Origin of the sequence: Phenylobacterium sp. (genome assembly GCF_965284355.1) — a bacterium.
Lineage (GTDB): Bacteria > Pseudomonadota > Alphaproteobacteria > Caulobacterales > Caulobacteraceae > Phenylobacterium.
On record NZ_OZ260078.1, the window covers coordinates 4,176,800 to 4,202,818 of the forward strand.

The 26,019-nt window shown below is 68.2% G+C and carries 21 protein-coding genes; 8 read left to right on the plus strand and 13 right to left on the minus strand.

Features of this window, described 5'->3' with window-relative positions; all coding sequences use genetic code 11:
- Window positions 1–4: 4 nt before the first annotated feature.
- A complete protein-coding gene (locus ACQ66R_RS20555; protein WP_430425048.1) occupies window positions 5–187 on the minus strand; it encodes a DUF3008 family protein in 183 nt (60 codons plus the stop codon).
- 84 nt (window positions 188–271) lie between these two features.
- Here ACQ66R_RS20555 and ACQ66R_RS20560 point away from each other — a divergent pair, with 84 nt between their 5' ends.
- From ACQ66R_RS20560 to ACQ66R_RS20570, 3 genes are all read left to right on the plus strand, one after another.
- Complete coding sequence (locus tag ACQ66R_RS20560) at window positions 272–1,072, plus strand: ion channel (protein WP_430425050.1); 801 nt, start codon at window positions 272–274, stop codon at window positions 1,070–1,072.
- A gap of 263 nt (window positions 1,073–1,335) precedes the next feature.
- Window positions 1,336–1,608 (plus strand): hypothetical protein, encoded by a 273-nt coding sequence (locus ACQ66R_RS20565; protein ID WP_430425052.1) that lies wholly within the window; start codon window positions 1,336–1,338, stop codon window positions 1,606–1,608.
- 77 nt (window positions 1,609–1,685) lie between these two features.
- Entirely contained in the window at window positions 1,686–3,641 is a 1,956-nt protein-coding gene (locus ACQ66R_RS20570) for a hypothetical protein (protein WP_430425054.1), read from the plus strand.
- 18 nt (window positions 3,642–3,659) lie between these two features.
- On the opposite strand, the gene ACQ66R_RS20575 is transcribed toward ACQ66R_RS20570, so the two are convergent.
- From ACQ66R_RS20575 to ACQ66R_RS20605, 7 genes are all read right to left on the minus strand, one after another.
- Window positions 3,660–5,477, minus strand: a complete 1,818-nt coding sequence (locus ACQ66R_RS20575; protein WP_430425056.1) for an aspartyl protease family protein — start codon at window positions 5,475–5,477, stop codon at window positions 3,660–3,662.
- A 30-nt stretch (window positions 5,478–5,507) separates the two neighbouring features.
- Window positions 5,508–6,323: a TrmB family transcriptional regulator gene (locus ACQ66R_RS20580; RefSeq protein WP_430425058.1), complete on the minus strand. Its 816-nt coding sequence runs from the start codon at window positions 6,321–6,323 to the stop codon at window positions 5,508–5,510.
- A gap of 58 nt (window positions 6,324–6,381) precedes the next feature.
- On the minus strand, window positions 6,382–7,332 hold the full coding sequence (locus ACQ66R_RS20585; RefSeq protein WP_430425060.1) for an ankyrin repeat domain-containing protein: 951 nt from the start codon (window positions 7,330–7,332) through the stop codon (window positions 6,382–6,384).
- Window positions 7,325–7,903, minus strand: coding sequence for a sigma-70 family RNA polymerase sigma factor (locus tag ACQ66R_RS20590; RefSeq protein ID WP_430425062.1), 579 nt, complete (start codon window positions 7,901–7,903; stop codon window positions 7,325–7,327). Before ACQ66R_RS20590 ends, ACQ66R_RS20585 begins: the two co-directional genes overlap by 8 nt.
- Before the next feature lie 204 nt (window positions 7,904–8,107).
- Window positions 8,108–9,157 (minus strand): AraC family transcriptional regulator ligand-binding domain-containing protein, encoded by a 1,050-nt coding sequence (locus ACQ66R_RS20595; protein WP_430425064.1) that lies wholly within the window; start codon window positions 9,155–9,157, stop codon window positions 8,108–8,110.
- A 103-nt stretch (window positions 9,158–9,260) separates the two neighbouring features.
- A complete protein-coding gene (locus tag ACQ66R_RS20600; protein ID WP_430425066.1) occupies window positions 9,261–10,226 on the minus strand; it encodes a CPBP family intramembrane glutamic endopeptidase in 966 nt (321 codons plus the stop codon).
- A gap of 310 nt (window positions 10,227–10,536) precedes the next feature.
- Complete coding sequence (locus ACQ66R_RS20605) at window positions 10,537–11,397, minus strand: LysR family transcriptional regulator (protein WP_430425068.1); 861 nt, start codon at window positions 11,395–11,397, stop codon at window positions 10,537–10,539.
- Between the two features lie 90 nt (window positions 11,398–11,487).
- Between ACQ66R_RS20605 and ACQ66R_RS20610 the strand changes: the two genes are divergently transcribed.
- From ACQ66R_RS20610 to ACQ66R_RS20625, 4 genes are all read left to right on the plus strand, one after another.
- Window positions 11,488–12,654 carry an isovaleryl-CoA dehydrogenase gene (locus ACQ66R_RS20610; RefSeq protein ID WP_430425070.1) on the plus strand — a complete coding sequence of 389 codons (1,167 nt, stop codon included), beginning with the start codon at window positions 11,488–11,490 and terminating at the stop codon, window positions 12,652–12,654.
- Window positions 12,651–14,243 carry a carboxyl transferase domain-containing protein gene (locus tag ACQ66R_RS20615; protein WP_430425072.1) on the plus strand — a complete coding sequence of 531 codons (1,593 nt, stop codon included), beginning with the start codon at window positions 12,651–12,653 and terminating at the stop codon, window positions 14,241–14,243. Before ACQ66R_RS20610 ends, ACQ66R_RS20615 begins: the two co-directional genes overlap by 4 nt.
- 169 nt (window positions 14,244–14,412) lie before the next feature.
- Window positions 14,413–16,290 carry a biotin carboxylase N-terminal domain-containing protein gene (locus ACQ66R_RS20620; RefSeq protein ID WP_430425074.1) on the plus strand — a complete coding sequence of 626 codons (1,878 nt, stop codon included), beginning with the start codon at window positions 14,413–14,415 and terminating at the stop codon, window positions 16,288–16,290.
- A gap of 579 nt (window positions 16,291–16,869) precedes the next feature.
- On the plus strand, window positions 16,870–17,214 hold the full coding sequence (locus ACQ66R_RS20625; protein ID WP_430425076.1) for a DUF2958 domain-containing protein: 345 nt from the start codon (window positions 16,870–16,872) through the stop codon (window positions 17,212–17,214).
- Window positions 17,215–17,266: 52 nt separating this feature from the next.
- On the opposite strand, the gene ACQ66R_RS20630 is transcribed toward ACQ66R_RS20625, so the two are convergent.
- From ACQ66R_RS20630 to ACQ66R_RS20645, 4 genes are all read right to left on the minus strand, one after another.
- Window positions 17,267–17,725 (minus strand): hypothetical protein, encoded by a 459-nt coding sequence (locus ACQ66R_RS20630; protein ID WP_430425078.1) that lies wholly within the window; start codon window positions 17,723–17,725, stop codon window positions 17,267–17,269.
- Window positions 17,726–17,942: 217 nt separating this feature from the next.
- Entirely contained in the window at window positions 17,943–19,811 is a 1,869-nt protein-coding gene (locus ACQ66R_RS20635; protein WP_430425080.1) for an ATP-binding protein, read from the minus strand.
- Between the two features lie 353 nt (window positions 19,812–20,164).
- Entirely contained in the window at window positions 20,165–21,667 is a 1,503-nt protein-coding gene (locus tag ACQ66R_RS20640) for a DUF2779 domain-containing protein (protein ID WP_430425082.1), read from the minus strand.
- A 78-nt stretch (window positions 21,668–21,745) separates the two neighbouring features.
- Window positions 21,746–22,777 carry a class I SAM-dependent methyltransferase gene (locus tag ACQ66R_RS20645; protein ID WP_430425084.1) on the minus strand — a complete coding sequence of 344 codons (1,032 nt, stop codon included), beginning with the start codon at window positions 22,775–22,777 and terminating at the stop codon, window positions 21,746–21,748.
- Between the two features lie 110 nt (window positions 22,778–22,887).
- Between ACQ66R_RS20645 and ACQ66R_RS20650 the strand changes: the two genes are divergently transcribed.
- A complete protein-coding gene (locus ACQ66R_RS20650; RefSeq protein WP_430425086.1) occupies window positions 22,888–24,846 on the plus strand; it encodes a DNA phosphorothioation-associated putative methyltransferase in 1,959 nt (652 codons plus the stop codon).
- A gap of 56 nt (window positions 24,847–24,902) precedes the next feature.
- Here the strand turns inward: ACQ66R_RS20650 and ACQ66R_RS20655 are convergent, their stop codons facing one another.
- A complete protein-coding gene (locus ACQ66R_RS20655) occupies window positions 24,903–25,991 on the minus strand; it encodes an HNH endonuclease domain-containing protein (RefSeq protein ID WP_430425088.1) in 1,089 nt (362 codons plus the stop codon).
- Window positions 25,992–26,019 lie beyond the last annotated feature (28 nt).

A 26,019-nucleotide genomic window follows, 5' to 3' on the forward strand; every position in this document is an offset into this window, starting at 1 on the left:
CGAGCTACCGCTTCACATGCTCGGGCTTACCCTTGCGCTTGGTCGAGGCCATCTCCTCGAGCTGCTTCTCCGACATCGAGATCATCGACTTCGACGCGCCCTTGAGCTGGCTCTTGGGCGTGTCGCCGCGCTTGGCCGACAGCGCGGCGCCTGCAGCCTTCTGTTGGGCTGCGGATTTCGCGGGCATCGGGCACTCCTTGATTGTAGGGACCCCCGATGAACCCCCACACTGCCGCGCGGGTTCATGGCGCAGGCTGCGGGGAGACAAGGGTTGGCCGATCCGGCGGAAACGACAGGCGAGCGGGCGCGGATACCGCGGCTCAGGGTGCGTCTGCGCGAACTCTACCACGGCGACAGCCCGGGCGCGGTGCGGTTCCGCCTGTGGGTGATCGCCATCGACCTGCTGCTGATCGCCTTCTTTGTCGCCGCGCCGTTCCTGCGCGACTCTCCGGCCTATCTGGTGGTGGACTACGCCGTGGCGCTGGTGCTGGCCATCGAGCTGGGCGCGCGGGCGCTGGCCGACACCAGCGTCAAGGCGTTCGCGCGGCGCTTCAGCGTCTGGGTCGACGTGTTCGTGCTCGTCACCCTGCTGTTCCCGCTGCAGCTCTTCAACCTGGCGTTCCTGCGGGTTCTGCGCCTGTGGTCGCTGTTCCACAGCGAGATCTTCTGGGACACGATCGGGCGGCGATACGACGACACGCGGGTGGAGGACGTCACCAAGTCGCTGGCGACCCTGGTCACCTTCGTCTTCATCGCGACCGGATTCGTCTACGCCAGCTTCGCCCGTTCGCACCCCGGCCTCGGCGGCTATGTGGACGCGCTCTATTTCACCGTGACTACGCTCACGACAACGGGCTTCGGTGACATCACACTGCCAGGCACCTACGGGAAGCTGCTGACGATCGTGATCATGATCAGCGGGATCACGCTCTTCGTCCGCTTCGCGCAGACCCTGATCCGCCCCTACAAGGTCAGGTTCCCCTGCCCAGCGTGCGGCTTGCAGCGGCACGATCCGGATGCGGTTCACTGCAAGGCGTGCGGCCTGTTGCTCAACATCCCCAACGAGGAATGATGACCGCCGGCTGATGCCCGCGGTGAAGCGCATCCCACGTGGAGCGCCCCTGCTCAAGGCGATCAACGATCTCCCTGCCTGGGGCGACAAACACGCCGAGGCGACCGCGGTCTGACGACCCGCTGAGGGCTGTCGTGCAACAAGTGCTGGCGAATGTTACGTCACAGGTGCACGTTGAGCGCACAACCTGTGGGAGTTTCCCTCATGCGCCTCACCCGAGAGTTCAAACCCCGGATCAGCGCCGCGGCCAGGGATGTGACCGCGTGAGGGTCACCCGGGCCGTCTGCGTCGCCTACGCCGCGACGTGCCTCGCCGCACTGATGTTGATCGGCGCCGGGGCCTTGGGGTGGTTTGGTCTCTCGCGCGGCTGGGCGGCCACCGTTGCAGACCTGCTGAGCATGCCCTGGAGCCTGCTGGTGGCGCAGATGTCCGACCCCGGTGCGGTCGGCAGGGTGGTTCTGGGCGCCGCGGCCATGACGTTGAACCTGGCGATCATCTTCTCGGTCGGACGCTGGCTGGCCGACCGCAGAGCCTGAGGCCAGCGCGACGGCCGGGCTGCAATAAACACGAACAAAACCACCGTTATCAGGTCGCGAGGATGGGGAGAGACAGTATGCGGCGGATCGTTGCGACGGCGTTCGTGCTGGCGGTGGGTGGAATGGCCCTGGCCGGCTTCGGTGGCGGCGCGCTGCAGGCCGCAGACCCGGCTCCGCAGACGGTCGACGACTTCCAGCTGACCGATCACACGCGCTTGGCGCACCGTCTCTACTACTTCGGCTATGCGCCCGCGATCGTGCTGATGACCCGCGAGAACGGTTCGGCCGCCTCGAAGGCCGGCGCGGCCGAGCTGCAGAAGCTGGCGGATCAGCACGGCGGCAAGGGCGTGCTGTTCTACCTGCTGGACTCCAAGCTTGGAGACAGCCGCGACGCGGCGGCCGCCGAGGCCAAGGCGCAGGGACTCAGCATCCCGATCCTGATGGACGAGCAGCAGCTGGTGGGCGAACAGCTGGGCGTGACCCGCGAGGGCGAGGTCTTCGTGATCAATCCCAAGACGTGGACCGTGGCCTATCGCGGCCCGGTCTCGGGCGCTGGAGCCGCGATCGCGGCGGTGGCGGCCGGCAAGCCGGCGCCGCAGGCGCGGGTGGCGATGACCACGGGGCGCGTCATCGCCTTCCCCGAGCGCGACCGGGCCGCGTCATTCGCCAGGATCTCTTACGCCAAGGACATTGCGCCGATCCTCCAAGACAAGTGCGTCACCTGCCACCTGAGCGGCGGCATCGGGCCGTTCGCGATGGACAGCTATGACGTCGTGAGGGGCTTCGCCCCGATGATCCGCGAGACGGTGCGCACGCGCAGGATGCCGCCTTATTTCGCCGACCCCCACATCGGCGCCTTCAAGAACGACCAGGGCCTTACCGCTCAGCAGACCAAGCTTCTGGTCCACTGGATCGAAGCCGGCGCGCCGCGCGGCGAGGGGGCCGACCCGCTGGTGGTCAACAAGACCCGCGTGGCGTCCGAGTGGCCCGAGACCCTGGGTAAGCCCGACGTGATCGTCGACCTGCCGGCCTTCAAGGTGCCGGCCAGCGGCATCGTCGACTACCAGAACATGCGGGTGGCCAACCCGTTCAGCGAGAACACCTGGCTGCGCGCCATCGCCATGAAGCCGGGCGACCGCCGCGTGCTGCACCACGTGGTCTCGAACCACCGGCCGACGCCGGGCACGCGGCCCACCATCCCGGGCGGCTCGGTGGGCTCGTACACGCCGGGCGCCCAGCCGCAGATCATGGGTGACAACTCGGGCGCGCCGGTGCCGGCGGGCGGCGAACTGAACTTCCAGATGCACTACACGACCATGGGGGCCGAGACGACCGACCGGAGCCAGGTCGGCTTCTACGTGCTGAAGGAGCAGCCCAAGTACGTGAAGCGCTCAGCCGTGATCGGCGACTTCGCGCTGATGATCCCGGCGGGCGCGGCGCGGCACAGGGAGACGGCGTACCTGACCTTCCCGGCCGACGCCTACCTCTACACGCTGTACCCGCACTCGCACTATCGCGGCTATCACGTCGAGCTGAAGGCCATCCTGCCCGACGGCAAGGAGACGATGCTGCTGTCGCTGCCCAAGTACGACTTCAACTGGCAGCGCGACTACGACCCGGTGAAGCCGATCCTGGTGAAGGCTGGAACCAAGCTGGTGGCCACCTGGGTCTACGACAACTCGGTCCACAACACGGCCAATCCCGACCCGAAGCGCAACGTCACCTGGGGCGAGCAGAGCCACGAGGAGATGATGTACTTCCGCGTGAACTATCGCTGGGCCGACGAGACGGTGACCAACCTGCGCAACGACCTGCAGCAGAAGCTGATGGGCTCACTGATGATCGGCGCGCTGGACGACAACGTCGACGGCCTGGTCCAGGCGGGCGAGCTGCGCGGCCGGATGGGCGCGATGCTGAAGGCCCGCTTCGCCGAGCTGGACCGCGACAAGAACGGCGGCCTCGACAACGGCGAGCTGCTGGCCATGGGCGGCCGCCGTGCGATGCGCGATCCGGTCGAGGTGCCTGACCTATAGGCGCGCCCAACGCAGGCGTCAGTAGTAGTCGCGCAGCACCAGGTTCACCGTTTCGCCGGTCTGCACCGTTACAGCCAGCGAGCTTCCCGCCGGCCCGTTGCGCAACGCCGTCAGCCCTGCGACCCCCAGCTCGGCGGAAGGCTTACCGTTGATCGCGGTGATCACCTGGCCGGCCTTGAGGCCCGCGGCTTCGGCGGGGGAGCCGGGCGCCACGAGGCCCAGGGTGAAGGCGCCCGCGGCGAAGCGGGTGACCAGGCCCGAGCGGTCCTTGGGGAACGGCTGGGTCACGACATCGGAGCGGGGGGTCAGCAACAGACGCTGGTTGGCGTAATCGGTGGTCAGCCGGAAGCGGCTGAGGATGGGCATGCCAATGTTGCCGGCGGTGCGGGTGTTGCCGAACGCCGAGCCGTCGTCCTCGCCGAAGATGGCGGGGATGTCGTGGAAGGTGACGCCGGCGAGCGTCAGCGACTTCACGGTCGCCACATCGCGGGTCTTGAGGCCGCCGACGGCCCCCGACAGGCTCTTGGATGATAGGCGGCCCTCCAGCATGCGCTGGGCCTTCCAGTGGCCCGGGAAAACCAGCAGCGGCGAACCGTTGCCCAGGTCGAAGTCCATGAGCACGGTCTTCCCCCCCTCGATCGTCGCCGGGATGGCGTGGATGCCGCCGACGCTGGTGACCGGCACCCGCACGGCGCCGGGCGCCGGCCTGAAGCGGGCCGGGTCCTGGAACGCGATCGTCTTGCCGGCGAAGTCGAGATCGACGGTGAGGGCGTTGAAAACCTCCTTGCCCAGGATCACCGGCAACGGCCTGCCGATCATGGCGCTGATCGGTTTCAGGTCGATGAGGGCCACGGTCACGTCGCGCAGTTCCACCTCGCCCAGCCGGATCGTCACGCCGCTGGCCAGTTCGGCGACGTCTCGCCCGCCGGTGCCGACGGCCGGCACGATCGCGGTGGGCTTGATGCCGATGTTCTCGGCGTAGGCCTTGTCCAGCACCGTGGCCTCGGCGCCGCTGTCGAGCAGGACATGCGTCTCGTGGCCATTCAGCGTGGCCGGGATGTAGATGCGCGAGCCCAGGTAAAACTCGAAAGGCAACGGCGACGTCGCCGCCTTATCGTCAATGAACGCGAACACCTTGCGCGACGCGGGGCGGGCGAAAGCCCTCGTGTCGGCTTTCGGGTCGATGTCGACCGAGGTGAGCGTGATGGTGGTCTCGATCGGGTCCTGCGCGAGCCGCTGAACTTCCTTGAAGGCCACCTTCACCCCTTCTACCACGCGCCAGTCGGCGTAGCGGGTGGTGATCACGTCGCCGTCCTCGGTCGTCCGGTCTGCGATCAGCGCGCCGGTGGCGGGGTCGAGCAGCAGATCCTGGCCGTTTCGATCATCGAAGGTGATGCGCAGCACCTGGACGGCTTTCCCGTCGAAGGTCTCGTCGGGCTGAAGCGTCAGCTTCGCGCCGCCCTGGCCCTGCAAGGCGTCGTCGAAGGCAGTGAGGCGGCGGCGGGCTGCGGCCTTGGCGGTGGCGGCGTCAGCGGTTTCCACCTGGCCGCTGAGGCTGATGGTCCAGCCGGTGTCGCCGATCAGGGCGCGGTGCGTGGCCGCCGAGCCCATGTTGAAGCGCTCAAGCGTGCGGCCGGGCTCAATTCGGCGCTCGATGGCGCCCCGGAAGCGGCCATTGTCGGTCGTCCCGCGCACAAGCAGGCCACGGGCCTTTTCGAAGGCGGGTCCGCCGCGCCAGGCGACATAGCGGGCGGCCGCGTCGCCCGCGGGATCGGCGCAGGCCGCTGTGGCGAAGAGCGTCAGGGCCGTGGCTGCGGAGAGAAACAGGGTCTTCATGGCGTATCTCGGGGGAGGCTAGGGGGAGGTTCAGTCGGCGAAGGCGGGGCCGGTCAGGTCGTCGAGGCCAGGCGGCCGCGAGCCGAACAGCGTGGGCTCGAAGGGCAGGGCCTGACCCAGTCCCTGGGCGCCCAGCACGATCTCGGCCGCCAAGCCCGAGTGTTGGACGCAAGCGAGGTACACGCTGTCGCTCCACACGCCGTGGCGACACCGCTCGCCGTCGCGCGAGATGAGCGCCGTCAGGTGTTCGCGCGCATCGGCCACGACGGTGACCTGCAGACCCGGCCAGGCGGCCAGCTGCGAGGGCGCGGTGTCCTGCAGCACGGTGGCGACCCCCGTGGCGTGCGGGGCGTAGATCTGGCCCACCACGCGCACGCCTCGAGCCGTGGCGAGGGCGAGTTCCGGCTCCAGCGCGGCGAACGGCTGAGGAAACAGGTCGAACAGCAACACCTCTCGGGCGGCCGCGATCATGGCCCGTGCGCGGGCCAGGACCTGCCCGGGGGTCTTGAGCGCATAGAGCCGGGCTTCGGCCTCAGGCGCCTTCAAGGTCATGAGCGCCGACAGCGCCGCCTGGCTGCGGTGTTCGAAGCGGGCCTGCAGCGCCGCGATCAGCTCCCCGGCCGGGACGGCGCGCCAGGTTTTCGCCTCGCCCTCGTCCACCAGCACCGCGCCCTTCTGCGAGAGCGTGTCGAGGGCCTGGTAGGTGTTGGCCGCCGCCTTGCCCACGGCCTTGGCCAGCCGGTAGCCGGTGGACGGCCCCAGGCGGGTCAGCTCACAGAACACCAGCGCCTCGATTTCGGTGAAGCCCAGGTCCAGCAGCGCTGCGGCGGGAGTCATAGTAGTCATGGCTACTACTATGCGAGCGCCGGTCGACGCGAGCCAGTTAAGCTGTCGTAATGTGGCGCTAGCGGTTCAAGCCGAGCGCCTTGTCCATCGCCGGGTCGGCCAGCGAGGCGGCCATGTCGCGGACGGATCGGCCCTCGTGGTTCTTGAGGTCCAGGCTGGCCCCGCGGCGGCGCAGGAAGGCGGCGGCGTCGAGTTGGCGCGCTTGCACGGCCTTCATAAGGGCGGTCTCCCCGTCGTCGTCCACGGCGTCGATGGGCACATCGCGCGCCAACAGGATCGCGAGCTGCCGTGGCTGGCCGGCGGCCGCGGCCTCGCGCAGTTGCTGGGCCACGGCTTCCGGCGAACTCGCGGACGCGATGCGCGCCCCCGTGACCACGACTTCCTCGATTTCCGACTTGCCCGCGGTGTCCGACGTCTCGGGGCGGGCTCGGGCGCGGGCGGGCGCCGTGATCTGCCTGGCGGCCTGGGCTGGGGCTACCCGGCGTTCCATCGCGGCGGCCGACGGGGGAGGTGGCGGTGGCGGCGGCGCCGCCGGCAGGGCCGCGATCTCGGGCTCGCGAGGTTCTGCGCTCGGCGCCACGGGCGCGATGCTGGGCGACGGTGCGTTCGGTTGGGGGACAGGTTTGGGAGCGGCGACCGCGGGCGGAACCGACGCGCCCCTCGGAGGCGTGGCCTCGGCCGCAGGCGGTGACTCGAGCGCGGCGGGCTGAGCTGGAGTCGGCGCGATTGGCGGCGCGATCGGCGGCGTGGTCGGCCGCTCGAAGGCCGGAGTCTGGTTGATCTGTACGGCGACGAACACGCTCACCGCCGCCACGCTGGCGGCGACCAGCCAGCCGCCATGACGCCAGGCTGTGCCGCGCGGGGCCGGCGCGGCGTCGGGTTCGGCGCCGGCTTCGGCCACGGCGGCCAGCACGCGGGCGCGGCGGGCGGCGCGGGCGTGATCGTCGTCCAGCATCGCCTCGGCCCGCACATAGGCCTGATCCATCGGGTCGTTGTCGCGCTCAGACATGGGCCGACCTTTCCCCCGCCAGGGCGTCCCGCAGCTTGGCCCGTGCGTACCGCAGGCGGCTCTTGACGGTCTCGAACGTCGCGCCCGTCACCTGGGCGATCTCCTCCAGCGACAGTCCCGACTGAGCGAACAGGATGAACACGCCGCGCTGTTCCAGGGGCAGCGCTTCGACGGCGGTGATGATCTCCTGGGCGAGTTCACGGGACTGCACCTGCTCCAGCGGCGACTGGCCGGGGTCGGGGACCATCATGGCCGCGTCCTCCTGGGCCGACGACAGGACGGCCACCTTCTGGCGGCGGAAGTGGTCCCAGACCTTGTTGCGGGCGATCGTGTACAGCCACGGAGGGAATGCGGAGCGGGCGGCGTCGAACGAGGCCGCGTTGCGCGCCACGGCGATCCAGGTTTCCTGGTGAAGGTCCTCGGCGGCGTCGGCATGGGCTGCGCCCAAGAGACGGCGGATGAAGTGGAAGCAGGCGCGGTCATGACGATCGTAGAGGCGGCCGAACGCCTGCGCGTCTCCCGCTCGGTGCGCGCGAAGCAGGGCGCCGTCGTCGGGTTCGTCCAGATCCATCAAGGCTGAGCCTACCCGCCCCATCGCCTCCCGTCCTAGGATCCACCGGCGGGATTGGGCGGATAGCCGTCCGCGGGGAGCGGTCGCGGTCGGCGGGATCTGACCAGTCTATCTATCGTCACCATGCACGGCTCCTGGGCCTCACATGACCAACTACGCAGCCCGTCGGCGGACGGGGTTGAGCGCCGTCGAACTTTCTTTGAATCAGGCGGCCGCGCGGAAGCGGGGGCTGCGGCCGGTCCAGCGCTTGAAGGCGCGTGAGAAGGCGCTGGGCTCGGAGAAGCCCACCAGGTAGGCGGTCTCGTTCACCGACACCTTCTGGCCATCGAGATAGTGCAGCGCCATGCGGTGACGCAGGTCGTCCAGCAAGCCTTCGAACGTGACGCCCTCGGCCTTGAGCTTGCGATAGAGTGTCTGGCGCGACAGCCTCATCTTCGCGGCGATGACGTCGACGCCCAGTTCGCCGGTGTGCAGCATCGGGATGGCGTGGGCCTCGACCTGGCCGCGAACGGTGCGCGCGGTCTCCAGTTCGGCCAGCAGCCGTTCTGCATGCTCGCTGAAGATGCCGAAGACATAGCGGCTGGCGCGGGCGACCTTGAAGTCCTGCCACACCTCATCGACCAGCATGCTGTTCTCGTGAGAGTCGAAGGTGACGGGCGCCTGAAGGATGCGCTGGTACTCTTCGACATGGGCGGGGCGCGGGTGGGTGACGCGGACCGCCTTCACGAAGGGACGCGAGCCGTCACCGAACTCCCGGCTGCCGCAGATCATCCGCGCGAAGGTGCTTTCGGTCAGTTCCGGGAATTCGTTGGCGTTCTTGCGCGTGTCGACGAGCCAGAGACCCTCGGCGTCCTTGCGCATCTGGAAGCGGTTTTCGAACCCGATGCCCTCGACCTCGACGACCAGTCGGCCATAGCGGTTCAGCTGGGCGAGCGCCTCGGTCATGGTGTCGGAGGCCCGCGCGATCAGGCCCACGACGGACAGCTCCGAGAGGTCCATCGCCTCGCCATAGAGCAGGGCCAGCGCCGGCTCGGCCGCGAGTTCCTGCCCGCTGCGCATCAGGGCCACGTAGTTGCCCATCGGGATGCGATTGTCCTGGTCCTCGAGGTCGTCGGCGCGGATGCCGGCGCGGGCCAGCAATTGCGCGCGATTGGCGCCCTTCGCGACGGCGAGGTTGAGGAGCCCCAGGGCATAGCCGGCCCCGACCGTGGTTCGGCTGACGGCGTCGGCGTTCTTGATGTTGGTTATCAGCATGGCCGCGCCTGCAAGGTCCCTCGTGACCATGGGTAAGCCACAGCTATGGTACGACGCAAGGTAGCTTGCATTAATCGTTCGTAACGTGACCGGGCATGACCCGCTAGGGCGCTGCGGGACAGTCACTCGGGGCAGGGCCGGGCGCGGCCTTGCGCCGGACCCACCACTCCACGCCCAGAACCAGCGCGCCCGTCGTACCGATCTGCAGCGCCACCGACAGCGGGTCGAAGGGTTCCGGCTCGGACACCGTCAGCAGAACGGGCTGGGCCAGGAGCGCGATGCCCAGGTTGTTGGCCAGATGGGCCCCCGCCGTGAATTCCACGCCGCCCAGGCGCAGCACGATCCAGGCCCAGCCGGCGCCCAGGGCCAGACGGGTCACGAAGCCGCCCAGGGTGAGGTCGCCATGGGCCAGCGAGAAGGCCACGGCGTTGATCACGATGACGGCGATGAGGCTGCGGGTCAGCGCCCGCGTCTGCTGCATCAGCCAGCCGCGGAACAGGATCTCTTCGGCCAGCGCCGCGCACCACAGGAAGCCCACGGCGGCGGCGATGTAGACCAGCCTGTCCCGGAACGAGGCGCCTGGGGTCGCCAGCGGCGACGTGTCGTCGGAGGGGTTGACCAGGCCGGACAGCCAGATCTCGGCCGCGACGACCGGTAGAAAGATGGCGAGGCCCACAAGCGCGTGCCGCCAGCGGAAGCGGGGCGCGGCGGTCAGGAAGGTGCGGATCGGCCGTCCGGCCCGCCGCGCGGCGATGGCGATGAACGCTGCCGCGGCGGCGATCGAAGCCCCGCCCACCATGGCGAGTTCGTAGGCGTAGGCGCCCAGGGTTCGCGCCGGCCACTCGCCCTTTGCCAGGAGGTCGACGGCGGTGGCGTAGCCGAGGTCGCCGGAGCCCGAGGCGACCCCCGCGCCGACCAGCGTCACCAGCAAGGCGACGACGAAGGCGGCGGCCAGGCCGGCCAGCCCGCCCAGCACCAGCGTCACGACGGCGTGAGGCAGGCCGCGCTCGACCGCGCTGGTCGTTTCCAGGAATGCGAAGCTTGTGGGACTTGGGAGCGCGTCAGCCATGTCGCGCCACCATAGCGCAGGCTTCCTGCAAGTTTCCTTACTGACGAGGCGTCAGATCAGTTTCAGGCCCAGCGTTGCGACGATCACGGGCAGGAGCAGGGTCAACTCGACCAGCGCCACCGCGTACATCGCCGCCAGCACCGGACGGCCTTCGCGTAGGTTGAACACGACACCGGCCGTGAGCGGGCCTGTGATCGGTCCCAGGAGAAGAAAGGGCGCTACTCGTTTCCAGCCGGCCAAGGCCCTGTCTCCATTCGACGCAACAGGCCCGAAGGCCTGCAAGATGCGGGCCTGCGCGGGCGGGCGACGACTAGCCTGTCACCGCCCGGAGCGCAGCCAGCGCGGTCGAGGCGCGGCCGGCCACCTCGGGCGATCTGAAGGCCAGCCCAATCCGCCGCCGTGGGCTGAAACCCGCCAAGGGGACAATGGCCACCCCGTCGTCGGCGTAGCTTTCGGCGGCCACGGTGATCCCCAGGCCGGCGCGGACCAGGGCCATCACCCGCTCGTCGTTGGTCGAGCGGAAGGCGAAGCGCGGGCGCACGCCGCGCTCGGTGAAGTAACGGCTGGTCTCGGCCAGCACTTCACACTGCCGCCGCACCATCATTGTCTCTCCGGCCAGCATCTCGCCGCGGATCTCCGCGCGACCGGCCAGCTCGTGCCAGACCGGCAGCGCGACGCCATAGCCCTCCTCGAACAGCGCTTCGGTGGCGAAGCGGGTCTCGCCGTCGCGCACGATCGTCAAGGCGACGTCGATGCGGTCGCGCTGCAGCCGGGCGACCAGATCGCGCTCGGCGCCTTCCACCAGCTCGATGGGCTCGGGCGCGTCCGAGGCGCGGATCGCCGCCACCAGCTGGCCGGCGACGCGGCCGGGGAGGGTGGACAGCACGCCGATCCGCAGCAGCGGCGCGGGCCGCGCATCGGCGAGCCGGGTCTCCAGCGCGTTGAACTCGCCTTCGATGGTGCGGGCATGCGCCAGCAACGCGACCCCGTCGGCGGTAAGCTGGACACGCTGGTTGTTCCGGAGGAACAGTCGTGTCCCGAGGCTGGCCTCCAGCTTGGCGATGCCCACCGAAAGCGTCGGCTGGGTCACGTTCACCTGGCGGGCGGCCTTGGAGAAGTTGCCGGCGTCGACCACAGCCAGGAAGTAGCGGAGGTGGTGCCGATCAATCATAGATCATGTCTATTCACTGCGTTTCGAGAATACAATTTTTCCGAATGTATGGCGCGGCCTAGACTGGCCGCCCCACAAGGCAGGACGCCCATGATCCCGAACCACGGACCGACGCTGGAGTTTGGCCTCGGCGAGAGCGCGGACATGATCCGCGACACCACGGCGCGGTTCGCGTCCGACCGCATCGCCCCGCTGGCGGCCGAGATCGACGCGACCAACACCTTCCCCCGCGAGCTGTGGCCCCAGATGGGCGAGCTGGGCCTGCATGGGATCACGGTGGAGGAAGAGTTCGGCGGGCTGGGCCTAGGCTATCTCGAACATGTCGTGGCGATGGAGGAGGTCTCGCGCGCCTCGGCCTCGGTGGGCCTCTCCTACGGCGCCCACTCGAACCTCTGCGTGAACCAGCTGCGCCGCTGGGGCACTCCGGAACAGAAGCGCCGCTACCTGCCCAAGCTGATCAGCGGCGAACATGTGGGCTCGCTGGCCATGAGCGAGGCCGGCTCGGGCTCGGACGTGGTGTCCATGCGCCTGCGGGCCGAGAAGCGCGGCGACCGCTACGTCCTGAACGGCACGAAGTTCTGGATCACCAACGCGCCGCACGCCGACACCCTGGTGGTCTACGCCAAGACCGACCCCGACGGCGCCTCGCGCGGCATCACCACCTTCCTGATCGAGAAGGGGATGAAAGGCTTCAGCGTCAGCCAGAAGCTGGACAAGATGGGCATGCGCGGGTCCGACACCGCCGAGCTGGTCTTCGAGGATTGCGAGGTCCCGGAAGAGAACGTCATGGGCCCGGTCGGCGGCGGCGCGGGCATCCTGATGAGCGGCCTGGACTATGAGCGCACGGTGCTGGCGGCGGGACCGCTGGGCATCATGCAGGCCTGCCTCGACGTGACCTTGCCGTACGTCCGCGAGCGCAAGCAGTTCGGAAAGGCCATCGGGTCGTTCCAGCTGATGCAGGGCAAGATCGCCGACATGTACGTCGCCCTGAACTCGGCGCGAGCCTACGTCTATGCGGTGGCCAAGGCCTGCGACGCGGGGATGACCACCCGCTTCGATGCGGCCGGCGCGATCCTGATGGCCAGCGAGAATGCGGTGAAGGTCAGCCTGGAGGCCATCCAGGCCCTGGGCGGCGCGGGCTACACCAAGGACTATCCGGTGGAGCGTCTGCTTCGCGACGCCAAGCTGTATGACATCGGCGCCGGCACCAACGAGATCCGGCGCTTCCTCATCGGTCGGGAGCTGGTCGGCGGATGAGAAAGCTGGACTCCCGGATCGACACCGGCTCGGCGGCCTTCGCAGCCAATGCCCAGCTGAACCGCGCGCTCGTCGACGAACTGCGGACGAAGTCGGGGCAGGCGGCCCTGGGCGGCTCGGCGCAGAGCCGCGAGCGACACACCAGCCGCGGTAAGTTGTTGCCACGTGACCGGGTGATGCGCCTGCTGGACCCCGGCGCGCCGTTCCTGGAAGTGGGCGGTTTGGCCGCCGACGGCCTCTACGACGACGAGGCGCCGGCCGCGGGCGTGATCACCGGCATCGGCCGGGTCTCGGGCCGCGAGGTCCTGATCATCGCCAACGACGCGACGGTGAAGGGCGGCGCCTACTACCCGATGACGGTGAAGAAGCACCTGCGGGCCCAGGAGATCGCGCTGCAGAACCGCCTGCCGTGCGTCTACCTCGTGGACTCGGGCGGCGCGAACCTGCCGCACCAGGCCGAGGTGTTCCCCGACCGCGAGCACTTCGGGCGCATCTTCTACAACCAGGCCCGGATGAGCGCCGAGGGCATCGCCCAGATCGCCTGCGTCATGGGCTCGTGCACCGCCGGCGGCGCCTATGTGCCGGCGATGAGCGACGAAACGGTGATCGTGCGCGGGCAGGGGACGATCTTCCTGGGCGGCCCACCGCTGGTGAAGGCCGCCACCGGCGAGATCATCTCGGCCGAGGAACTGGGCGGCGCCGACACTCACGGCCGCCGCTCGGGCGTGGTCGATCACGTGGCTGAGAATGACGAGCACGCGCTGACCATCGTGCGCCGCATCGTGGCCAACCTGAACACCACCAAGGTTCACGACCAGTACCTGGAGGCCCCCGAGCCCCCGGCCTACGATCCGCAGGAGCTGTACGGCGTCGTGCCCCAGGACGTGCGTGCGCCCTACGATGTGCGCGAGGTGATCGCCCGGGTCGTGGACGGCAGCCGGTTCGACGAGTTCAAGGCGCTGTACGGCACGACGCTGGTCTGCGGCTTCGCCCGCATCTGGGGCTATCCGGTCGCGATTCTGGCCAACAACGGCGTGCTTTTCTCGGAAAGCGCGCTGAAGGGCGCTCACTTCATCGAGCTGGCCTGCAAGCGGAAGATCCCGCTGGTGTTCCTGCAGAACATCTCGGGCTTCATGGTCGGCGGCCGCTACGAGGCCGGCGGCATCGCCAAGGACGGCGCCAAGCTGGTCACCGCCGTGGCCTCGGCCGAGGTCCCCAAGTTCACCGTCCTGATCGGCGGCTCGTTCGGGGCCGGCAACTACGGCATGTGCGGCCGGGCCTACTCTCCGCGTTTCCTGTGGACCTGGCCCAACAGCCGCATCAGCGTGATGGGCGGCGAGCAGGCCGCCTCGGTGCTGGCCACCGTCCACCGCGACGCCGACAAGTGGACGAAAGAAGAGGAAGAGGCCTTCAAGGCCCCGGTCCGCCAGCGCTACGAGGACGAGGGCAATCCCTACTTCGCCACCGCGCGGCTCTGGGACGACGGCATCATCGACCCGGCCCAGACCCGCGACGTCCTGGGCCTCTCCATCTCCGCCGCGCTGAACGCGCCGATCCCCGAGACGCGCTTCGGCGTGTTCAGGATGTGAGGCGCGATATGTCCATCGCCTTGCACGCCCTAGGCGCAGTTCGATTCAACCACGAAGCACACGAACGGACTCAGCCAGCCGTCCGCCCCCGCCGAAAATTGCTCGTCCGTGTGGTTCGTGTTGTTCGTGGTCAATCTATTGCGGCGCTGACGCGTCGCGGAGTCGCCTGATGTTCCGCTCCGTCCTGGTCGCCAATCGCGGTGAAATCGCCCGCAGGGTGTTCGCCACTGCGCGGCGTCTCGACATCGAGACCGTCGCCGTCTTCTCGGAAGCTGACCGCGACGCCGCCCATGTGCGCGACGCCGACAAGGCCGTGCTGATCGGGCCCGCGGCGGCACGTGACAGCTACCTCAAGGGCGATCGCGTGATCGCCGCCGCCAAGGCCGCCGGCGCCGAAGCAATCCACCCGGGCTACGGGTTTCTCAGCGAGAATGCGGAGTTCGCCGAGGCGGTGATGGCCGCAGGCCTGATCTGGATCGGGCCGCCGCCCAGCGCCATCCGCGCCATGGGCCTGAAGGACGCCGCCAAGGATCTGATGCAGAAGGCCGGCGTGCCGGTGACCCCCGGCTATCTGGGCGAGGACCAGTCGCCCGCGCGCCTCAAGAAAGAGGCCGAGGCCATCGGCTTTCCGGTGCTGATCAAGGCCGTCGCCGGCGGCGGCGGCAAGGGCATGCGGCTGGTCGAGAGCGCCGAGGCCTTCGACGCCGCGCTGGCCTCATGCCAGCGGGAAGCCGCCGCAAGCTTCGGCGACGACCGGGTGCTGCTCGAGACTTACGTCACCCGCCCGCGCCACATCGAGGTGCAGGTGTTCGGCGACAGCCAGGGCAACGTCGTGCACCTGTTCGAGCGCGACTGCTCGCTGCAGCGCCGCCACCAGAAGGTGATCGAAGAGGCGCCTGCGCCCGGCATGAGCGAGGAAGCCCGCGCCGCCGTCACCGACGCCGCCGTGAAGGCCGCCAAGGCCGTGGGCTATGTGGGCGCCGGCACCGTCGAGTTCATCGCGGATGCGTCGGATGGTCTGAAGGGCGACCGCATCTGGTTCATGGAGATGAACACCCGCCTGCAGGTGGAGCATCCCGTCACCGAGATGGTCACCGGGCTGGACCTGGTGGAGTGGCAGTTCCGCGTCGCCGCCGGCGAGCCGCTGCCGCTGGCGCAGGACGAGATCACCCTGAACGGCCACGCGGTCGAAGCGCGGCTCTATGCCGAGAACCCGGCCACCGGCTTCCTGCCCTCGATCGGGCGGCTGGCCAGCTTCAGCCTGCCCACCAATGTCCGCGCGGACTCGGGCGTCGACGAGGGCGACCACATCACGTCCTTCTACGACCCGATGATCGCCAAGCTGATCGCGCACGCGCCCACCCGCGACCAGGCGATCGCCGACCTGGCCGAGGCCTGCGCCGACGTCGAGGTGTGGCCGGTGAAGACCAACGCCGGTTTCCTGGTCCGCTGCCTGGAGACCCCGGCCTTCATCGCTGGCTCGGTCGACACGGGCCTGATCGGCCGCGACATGGAAGCCCTGACGGCGCCCGCCGAACCCTCGGCCGAGGCGCTGGCCACCGCCGGCTGGGCCTTCCGCGAGGCGGTCGAGCGCCGGGCGGGCGAGACCACGCCCTGGGTGGAGCTCAAGGGCTTCCGCCTCAACGCCGACCCGGTCACGACAACGCGGCTGTTCCACGGCGACAAGGCCCTCGAAGTCGAGATGCCGGTCGAGCCCAGCCGCTTCATCCACGTCGAAAGCGACGAGGCGATCGTGGTGTTCGAAGGCGGCGAGGCCTTCACCTTCCGCGACCACCCGCCTGCCGCCGACGGCGAGGGCGGCGCGGCCGGCGACGGGGCCATCCGCGCGCCGATGCCGGGCAAGGTGACGGGCCTGTCGGTCAAGGCTGGCGACAAGGTGACCAAGGGCCAGCCCCTACTGATGGAGGCCATGAAGATGGAGCACGCCCTCACGGCCCCCTTCGACGGCGTCGTCGCCGACCTCGCCGCCGAGCTGGGCGCGCAGGTCAGCGAGGGGACCGTGCTGGTGAAGCTGGATGCCGCCTGACGCAGGCCCTATGTTGCGGCGCGAAGGCGTCGACCTGACTGGGTCGGCCGTGGATATCGACAAGCCCTTTTCGTGACCCAGACCGCCCACCCGCCGCACCGCTTCAGCGTCGCGCCCATGATGGACTGGAGAGGTTCTTTCGGTATTTCAGGTGGTTAGAGACTGGCGTGTGCAGAATTTGCACACGGATGTTCGCCATCGTTTCCGTATCCGTTCCTGCGACGGCCTTCGCTGAAGCACCACCTTCAGTCAGGTGGCCGCGCGCTTGTCGGCTGCTACGCGCAGCGATGGATCGTGACGCTGGTCCTACCCATCCTCCTCTAACTGCGGCTCGCGCGAAGGGTCGGTATTAAGAGGCCATGCTGGATCGATCTCACCCGAGCGAGGCCGAGTCCCCCGTCGTCCCGTGGGACGTAACAGCCGCGCCTGCGCTCGGATTGGCTGACGCTGACCTTGGCAGGCGTCGGACCCGCCGCAACCCCCGGCCCGCACCGGACCGGGTTGGGGGTTGCGTCGCGCCCTGACGACGCCTGCCGGCCGGTCGCCTCGCCCCAATCCCGGGGTCCACAGGAGGCGACCATGCCACTCTTCTCGGACAGCAAACGTGCGCGCTTGCTCGCAAACGGCGTTCACGCCGCGCGTAGCGAGGCGTTCGATCCGGTGCCCGTCGTAAAGCTCATTACACCGAACGCGAACGCAGCCTGGCTGCTGAGCGAACTCGACCCGCGCGACCCGGACCGTGCCTTCGGACTCTGTGACCTTGGGCTCGGGACGCCCGAACTGGGCTACGTCTCGCTGGCGGAGCTGGAGACGGCCGCCAGGTCTTCCGGCCTCACAGTTGAAGAGGATTCAGGCTTTCGCCCGGACCGAACGCTGTCGGGCTACGCACAGGCGGCGCATGCCGCGGGCCGCATCGTGACTTGAAGTTGAACGGAGGAGCGCGCCGCATCACCGGCGCGCTCTTCTATCCCTTCGGCTAGGCGGCGAGGCGAAGGCGCAGGCGCGCCACCCGAAGCTCCACGGCCTTTTCCGTGAGCCCGGCGGCCGCGCCGATCTCGCCATACGTGAATCCGAAGCCGACCTGCTGCAGGAGCCGCTGCTCGACTCGCGTCGTCTGTCCGCAAACGCGCTCCCACTCGAAGAGCGCGTCGGCGCGGGCCTCAGGCGACGCCGTCACGAACTCCTGAAGCGGCGCGTAACGCGCCAGCTCGATCGCCTTGCGCCGCCGCTCGGTCGCGGCGAGGTTCCGCCGCAAGTTGCGCGCCATCTTCCGGACGGCTTGCGGCGAGATCGGCGTCACACCGGCTTCGGCGAGGTCGAGGATGCGGTCGGCGGTCTGGTCGGCGGACCAGTAGTTCGGGCCAACCTGTTTGCGGTCAGCGCGTTTCTGGGCGTCCAAATAGGCGTCCCAGACAAAGGCCTGCGCCTTCGTCATCAGCAGTTCTCCATAGGTTATCCGGCGATTGGGCCGGCGGGATTTTGCGATCCGCCGATCGACTCCTGAGCACCGGCCCAAGCCCACGGACGCTGTTGTCCGCGAGGAGGGTTGTCCGGCGCCGGGGAGACTCCCGACGTATCGCCTTAACTATAGCACGAACGCCGCGGCTGCGCCACGGCTCAGCCCCGGGGCGCGAGCCCCGGGGCGTTGGTCGTCAGGCCGTCCGCATCTGCGTGCGGAGGTTTTCCGTCCACTCCTTTTGCAACATGGCGAACACGTCACGCCGGTCGTCACCTTCCGGCCCGCTGCTGAGCTGGCTCTGCGCGCGTGCCAGGCTGAGCAGTAGCAGCTGCAGCATGATCACCAACTCGGAGTTGCAATCGGCCGACCCGTCTTCAGCATCTTCGCCCGCCGCACCCGGATGGCCCGCGAGCTCCACCAACGGCTTGTAGAGCCGGTCGTAGAACGGGTGGTCGGTATTGATGGTCAGGATGACTTTCCCGAAGCGGTAGTCGACGTTGTAGAACGGCCAGAACTGGTCGTGGACAAAGTGTGTGACGAAGGTCGACGCCTTAATCCGTTCGAAGGCTTGGTCCTCGGTCTCCGCGTCCCGCCGCAGCGTCATCGCCAACGTGCGCAGGTTGTTGTCCAGCGCCTGCTGCTCTTCCTCGGTCTGCGGCGACGGCGCCGGGAGCGGCTTCGCCTGCAGCGGGTCTGCCGCATTGGCGCGACGCTCAGCCTCCGTAAGCGGGCCGCTCGCCGATTTCTTGATCCGCTCCGGCCGAGACTGAGCAATGCTCTGGCGTGTCGAGGAGACGTCGGCCTCGATCACCTTCGCGATGGCGTCGAGCACGTAGCGCTTGGGGCGGACGCCCTGCTTGTTCATCGCCACGCCCATCGCCTCATCGAGCTCGGCAGGGAAGTCGATCTGGATGCGCAGCCAGTTGTTGTTCTGGTGAGACTTGCCGTTCAGCGCTGCGATGCTGCCGGCGTGTACCTCGCGGTCGGCGCGCATGAACGAGATGATGTGCCCGCTATAGACGTGAAGGTTGTTGTTCAGGACCTTCCGCCCGAGCTTCTCCCAGTCCTCGATCGGCAGCCGATAGAGCCGCACGGAGACCGGTGCCGTGCGCGTCTCGCCTTCCTGCACGGGGATCTCGATGCGCTCCCAGTGCTGAACGAGGCGGCTCCTTTGCTCGGCCAGTTCGGCGACGTAGCGGACGTGGCGGCTGCCCAGCGACCAATAGGTCGGGTCGAACGCCTGGACCTCGCGGTTGTTGACGTAGATCTTCACGCCCCTCTCAAGATAGCGGCGGTAGATCCGTGCGATGTCGTCGGTCGCGTGCTCCACCAGGGTCCGGGCGGACTTGTAGGTAAGCCGGTCGCAGTCCGGCATGAACACAATTGTCCCGGACGGGCCGAGGGCCTCGTGGAGTTCTGGCAAGCTGTCGGCGACGAGCGTCTGCGACTCCTGGGGGTTCTTCGGGAAGACCAGCGGCTTGGTGAGGATCCGAACGACCTCGCTAGGAAGGTCGGCCATGAACTCCGGCTCCGGCAGCTCAATCAGGTTGCGGCGGTCGTTGCTGATCTCGAAGACGTCGAGGGTCATCTGATAGTAGGCCCGCGGCTCCTGCCACGAGTAGATTTCCAGCACCGGGCTCATGCTGAGCGCCGCCGCCTTCATCCCGACCCCGAAACGGCCGATGCCTTGTCGGTTCTGATAGACCATCGAGCCGCCGAACGCCGTTGCGACCTGCAAGACCGCAGGCGACATGCCCTGGCCGTCGTCGAGGACTAGAACGTCGACGGCGCTCGTGCCGCGATCCTTTCGCTCATTGAAGTAGACCCGCACGGACTTGGCACCCCACTGCAGCGCGTTGTCGATGTGCTCGCAGACCGCCGAGGTCGTGTCGTTGTAGCCCACGTCGCGGAGCGAGTTGACGAGGGTCTGTCCGAGGAAGAGCGGGACTTTCGAGCCTTCCTTCAGCACGCGTTGCAGGACGGTCGTGGGGGCGCTGGTCCCCCACTTCGCGCCGTTCGCCGCCTTCGCGTCGGTGGGTTTCGGTGAGGCATAGTCAGACATAGTCGTGGTTCCCTTGGTTATGACGCAGCTGTTGCGTCGGGAGCCGCCGAAACGGCGCACTCATCTCCTATGGTGGATTGGAGGGCCGTTCCCCCTCACCTTCGCGCAAATTTTTTTGAGGGCCCACGGGGCGGGACCGTCGGGAGTGCTCGCGTGGAGCTTCTTGATCCGCTTAGTCGCCAGCTCGTCCCCTACTTCGAGACTTGGCGAGGCCGACCTGCCACCGGCCAGCGCGGCGACCCACGGGCGGCCCATTTCGGCTTCTGAGGCCGGCCGGCGCGGGACAGCGTTTACTTCCTCGCACATGCCCCGCTCAGCCGTCCGGTCGCCGGTCCGCTGCCGGGGTGCCGCAGCTAGGCTAGCGGCTTTGGCGCCCGGTCCAGCGTGCTTTCGAGAGCAGCGATGTTGCCAGTAAAGCGCGCCCAGACGGCGATCATCGCCAGGGTGTCGAGATGGCAGTAGCGGCGCAGCTGGTCCTCAAGCGCCGCTTTGCGGTCGGGCGCGCACTCGGGGTGTGTGAGCTCCAGGTAGGCGTCGATCGCCGCCGTACCGTTCTGCACGCCGTCGAGCAAGTCGTAGCGAAGCTCAGGCACGAGGCAGGGAAGCACCTTCTTGATGCTCCAGCTGCCTTGTTGGTCGGGGTGATAGTAGTGGGCCTGGGCGACGGGCTGTAGGTCGACCATCCGGTCATTGATCGCCGTGAGCTGCGAAGCGAGGTCGCCAAAGTCTCTCGCGAGCTCTTTGACCCGCGTCCGTTCGAAGCTCGCATTGTAGACGATGATCGACCCTGCGCTCCCGCACGCCCGCACCAGCGCCTCGGCGAAGGCGCCGGTTGGGTCTTCGCCGTCGGTGAGCAAGCAGTCCCGGTGGGTCAGCGCCCCGTTGGCATCCAGGATATGCAGGCTGAACTGGAAGGGCTTCTGCGTGTAGGGCCGCGTGCCCGCCCAGAGCGGGATCGGCGCCACAACCGTCTCGAAATCCAGGAAGTGCAGCGGGAAGACACACGCCGCAAGTTGGGCCGCCGCACCGCGCTGGTCGAAGTGGATTTCACCGGCCAGGGTCTGAGCCTTCACGCGGCGTTGGGTCAGGTTCAGGACGTCATCCGGAAACTCAGCCATGTCGCGGGCGCCCGCCCCTTCCAGCGCCTGGGCCGCCGCGCTCCGCCGCCCGGGCAGCCAGGCGGCCGGATGGGCGACCTGCGGCTCCTCCGTGGCGCAGCGGTCGTGAAACGGACACGGGTAGGGGGTCTCGCAGTGGTCGCCCGTGCCACGCTCCGGAGGCGACGCCGCCGCCAGGACCTCGGCGGCGGCCTCAGCCCATCCGTCTACCGCCTCGATGAGCTCCGCGACATCACCCGTCACATCCTTGACGGTGAACAGGTCGCTATAGTCGCCGCCGCCGCGGTACGGCTTCTTCGTGTTGAGGTGACTCACGCTGACTCGCTTCAGGGCGAGACCGGCGCGTCGAGCGGCCGCGGCTTGGATGGCGACGTCGTCGAGGTGATGCGGCTTCACCTTGCTGGCGTCCTTGATCTCCACAAGCTCCCAGCCGCCGGCGTGCGGACGCGCAAGGTCGGCGTAGGCCGTCAGCTCGTCGTCGCCGAAGGCCGCCTCAAAGAGGGTGCACCCCAGGGCCATCATCTCTGCCGTCTGCGAGCGCGCGACGGCAGCGCCATTCCGCGTGCGGTCGATCATCACCGCGTCCGGTCCCCCGAAGACGAGCCGGGCGACCTCGCCGACGGTCTGTCCGCGCCGCAGGGCCTCGGCGTTCGCGGGGGGCTCAGTCGGGCTATGCCTCTCCAACCAGAGCCGCTTGGGGCACTGGCGCCAGGACATCAGCTGCGATTTTGTCAGCACGGCACGCCTCCGACGCAGAGCATGGCGCCGCAGCTCAGGGTCAAAAAATGTTGGTCTTCGCTGTTGAGGGCGAGCCTCCTATGGCTCGCGAACGACGACCGTCCGCCAGGAAACCCCAGTCCGGCCGAGGAGGTCGGGCGCCTCGCCCAAGTCGTCGACGACAAGGCCATGCGGCTTCGCCAGGCCGCGAAGCTCCGCGACGGTCGTGGGGAACATGGCCCGTTCAGGAGTCCTGGGTCCGTTCCGAAGCGTCATGTAGATGAGGCCGCCGGGTGCCCTTAGGGCTTCGAGACGGTCGAATGCTTCGCTGCGTTCCTGCGGATGGACGTGCATCCAAACCGCGCTTAGGGCGACGACGTCGTAAACGGTCCCTGCCTTGATCGCCGCCAGCTCCGGCAGGCTGCCCTTCGTCCAGCGGACCAGGGCCTGCGGATGCAGTTCACGCGCCAAGCGAAGCATGCCGTCAGATGGCTCGACGGCGGTCACCGTGTGGCCGGCCTCGGCCAGCCAGGCCGCGTCACGGCCGGTGCCGGACCCGACGTCGAGGATCCGCAAGCGCGTACGCCCCTGAAGTTTGGCGACGAGTGCGGGATGCGCCTGTTCGAAGGGCAGACCTTCGTAGCTGTCAGCAAGGTCACGCGCCTGCCGATCGTAAAACCCGACCGAGGCTTCGCTCTTCGATTGGGGCAGGAGCCCCAGTTGCTTGGCGGGCGCAATCATAAGGATAAGACTCGCAGCTGCCGCAAGACTTAGCATGATTTGGAACACCCAGCGAACGCTCAAGGGACGGTTCAGAAGGTGGGTGCCCGGTGCGCTCACGAAGCCCTCGGTGTAGGTCGCTTCTAGCCAATTGAGGTAGCACTCCATGATGTAGCGCAGCCGAGAGAGGACAATGGCGAGACCGACGTTTCCGGCGAAAGCCAAGAGCAGTAGGCAGAACTGGAATGTGGGTGTCGCCTCTGCCTTCGACACGCCAAACCACAGGCCGCCGGTCAAGGTCATGGCAATCAAGGGGATCTGCCACATCAGCTGGTTCAGCGAGCGGAACGTCTGCGAATTTTGGTCGTAGAGCGCGAGGGTCTTCGTCAGCTCTTTCTCTTCCGCATCCACGGTCGCAGCCCTCAACTTGGCGCCCGGTCGCCAGATGACGATCTTGGCTGAAGTCGATCTTCAACTCAAAGCCGCGTGCGGCCTCGTTTCATCCCGGCGTGGCGCCTAGGATGAAGTCAGACGGCAGCATGGAGTTGGCGATGATCGGCGCCGAGCTCGGCAAGAGGGTGGGGCATCACGTTTACGCGCACCGGGACGCCGCGGCGGACTGGCCGGCGTCCGTCGCCGAGCGCGTATTCGCGGCCGAAGCGCTCGCGGGGACACAGGCGTGGAATGTCGTGAAGTGGTCCGAGCTCGATGAGCGGCGGCTCACGCTGCTGACCTACGAAGACTTTGAGGAATCCTTCCCGGCGCTTCTCGAGAGCCTGACCGTGGACCTTGGCCGGCGCGCGGTGCTTCGGCGGTCCTATCGTCTGCGAGCAAACCCGCCGGTCCTGCATCGCAAGGAGCTCTTACTGAGCGCGGACGACCCGCGTCGCGACCGCTTTGCCCATTTGACGGCGCAGCTCGAAGGCCTGGGCCTCCTGAACGCCACCACGACCATCGGTACCCGCCTGGGCTGGGCTCGGCGGCTTAAGGAAGCAGGCGTCCGTGTTGTGGACCATGACGTATTGTCGGCCGCGGACGATGAGCCGCCGGTTGTCGTGCGTCGGCACCTTGCGGCGCTTCAACGCTCCAGTTTGTCGAGTCCCACTCAAGCCTTGCTGAAGTACGGGTTGATCGGCGCCGGCGACCGCGTATTCGACTACGGCTGCGGCTTCGGCTCCGACGTGGAGGGTCTGCGGGCCGCGGGTCTCGCCGCGACCGGCTGGGACCCCTACTACGCGCCGGACACCCCGAAGACGTCGGCCGAGGTCGTCAACCTCGGGTTTGTTCTCAATGTGATCGAACGTCCGCTCGAGCGCGCTCTGGCGCTCCGCGAAGCGTTCGGTCTGGCTCAGCGGTGCTTGGCCGTGGCCGTCATCACGTCGAGCCGCGCGTCGCTGGCCTCCTGCCGACCCTACGCGGATGGCCACCTGACCCGCCTCGGCACCTTCCAGAAGTTCTACCTGCCCGAAGAGCTGAAAAGCTTCATCGAGACCACTCTGGGCGCCGAAGCCCATCCGGCCGGGGCGGGGCTGATGTTCGTTTTTCGCGATCCAATCGCCGAGCAAGCCTTCTTGGCGGCGAGGCAGGCGCGTCGCACCTCCTCTCCGCTGGCCGCCCTGGCGCAACGCCGCGTTCGTGCGGCCGCCCGGATGGAAGCGGTCCGCGGCGAGGTGGAAGACCTAGCGAGGCTCAGCTACGAGCTCGGCCGCCCACCAGCGCCTGCCGAGTGTGACCCAGACCTGCTCGTCCGTCTGGCGGAGGCGAAGGTGACGCTCGTCGCAGCGGTGCGCGAGGCGCTGGGGGTCTGTGACGCCGAAGGTCTCAATCGTGTACGCCTGCAGCGGACGGAGGATCTCACGGTCTACTTCGCGCTCAACCTGTTCAACGCCCGGCAAAGCTTCGGAACTCTGCCGGACCGGCTTCAGCGTGACGTGAAGGCGTTCTTCGGCTCGCTTGCGGCGGCGGAAAGCGCAGGCCGGTCCTTGCTGCAATCCTTGGCGTGCGAGGAGACCGTCGCCGCCGCGGCCGACGCGGCCGACGCGGCCGGTCTGGGCTGGCGAGACCCTGAGGGAGACCTTTGGGCGGGGATCGCCAACCTCCCTCATCTGCCGCCGCCGCTCCGCTGCCTAGCCGGCTGCGCCGAGCGGTTTGCCGGCGGCCTCGACGCCGCGCAGGTCCTCAAGTTTCATGTCGGCCGCAGCAAGGTGAGTGCGCTTCGCTACGCCGATTTCGGGACTGCGATGCTCCCCAGGCTAGAGACCCGAAGCAAGGTAGACCTGCGCGCGCTCCGCATCCGGCGCTTCGACCACTATGCCGAAGACCAGCGCCTGGTGTTCAAGTCGCGGCTGATGGCGCGGGACCACCCTGACTATCCGCGCCAGGCGGAGTTTGACGCACGGCTCTTCGCGACCGGCTTCGTCGCCGATGGCCTTCGCGCACATTGGCCAGACATCGTGAGCGCCGTGCGAACTCGGAGCTAGACCGCGGCGTCGCGCGGCCGAAAGGCATACGGCCGCCAGGAACAGCGCTGCCTCGCCTAGGGCTTCGCGGGATCGTAGCGCCATGACCCCGCGAAGCCGGCGTTCAGGGCTGCGATGAGGTGGGGTCGAAAGCGGTCTTCGAACCGTTCGCTGAAGTCCGTCTGGGGGAGGTTGCGGAGGGCGCGCGGCTCCTCCAGACCAAGGAATTCCGCGTGGTCGATGAGCAGATCCAGCGCCGTCCCCGGCTGCGCCTGGAGCGCCTCGAACTGCCAGCGGGCGAGTCGCTCAAGATAGAGGTCCGGGTCAGGGACGCGGGCGGATTTGGCGATGTTGATGGCCGAGGTGGTCGGCACGAGATTCCACAGTAGGTCGTGCGCCACGAAGGCCCAGGGCAATACGTGGTCGTAGTGCGCGTCGCCCGGCTCGAGCGCCGCCTCTGCGTAAAAGTCGCGCAGGCCGGCGGGCTGCGAAATGATCGGGGCCCAGAAGCGTCGGGCTCGCGCCAGATTGCGGCGGGTCTCGCCGCGAATCTTGCGCAAGACGGCCGGTGACCCGGGGTTCCGATCCTGCAGGAAGTCGGCGAACTCGCGCTCCACATACGCCCGCAGGAAGGTCATGTGGGCCCTGGCCCAAAGGCTCCAGACCGGATCGAGGATCACGCGCGGACCCGTGCCGTCGAGGGTGTAGGGCGCCGCTCGCTCCGTCTCTCGGTGCCGGGCGGCGAGCATCGCGATCGCGCGGTGCTTTTTCCCCTCGGGTACGCCGCGCAGCTCGCGCTCGAACCAGGGCGCCAGAAACCGCTGCGGGACGTAGCGCGCCAGCGCTCGGGACTCCGCGAGGAGCTCCGGATCCGCCCGCAGTCGGCGGACGACCTGAATCGGCGCCGCGTTCGGCGGGAGGCCCGTGCGTTCAGCGATGGCGCCGCAAAGCCCTTGGAGCTGATCATAGTGACCCAGCCGGAGTCGGTGGAACTGGGTGAGCTTCCAGGCGCGAGCCACCATCGCCACCAGCAGATCGTCGAGCGCGACCTGTTTCAGCTGCTGTTCGGCCGTGTCTAGGAGGGCTTGCAGCCATAGGAACTTGTAGGAACTGGTGGTGTGGGTAAGGGCGCGGGCCAAGGGGCGGATTTGGTCCGGCTGCAGCAAGGTAGGCGGCTCCCATACGCGTTCCGAA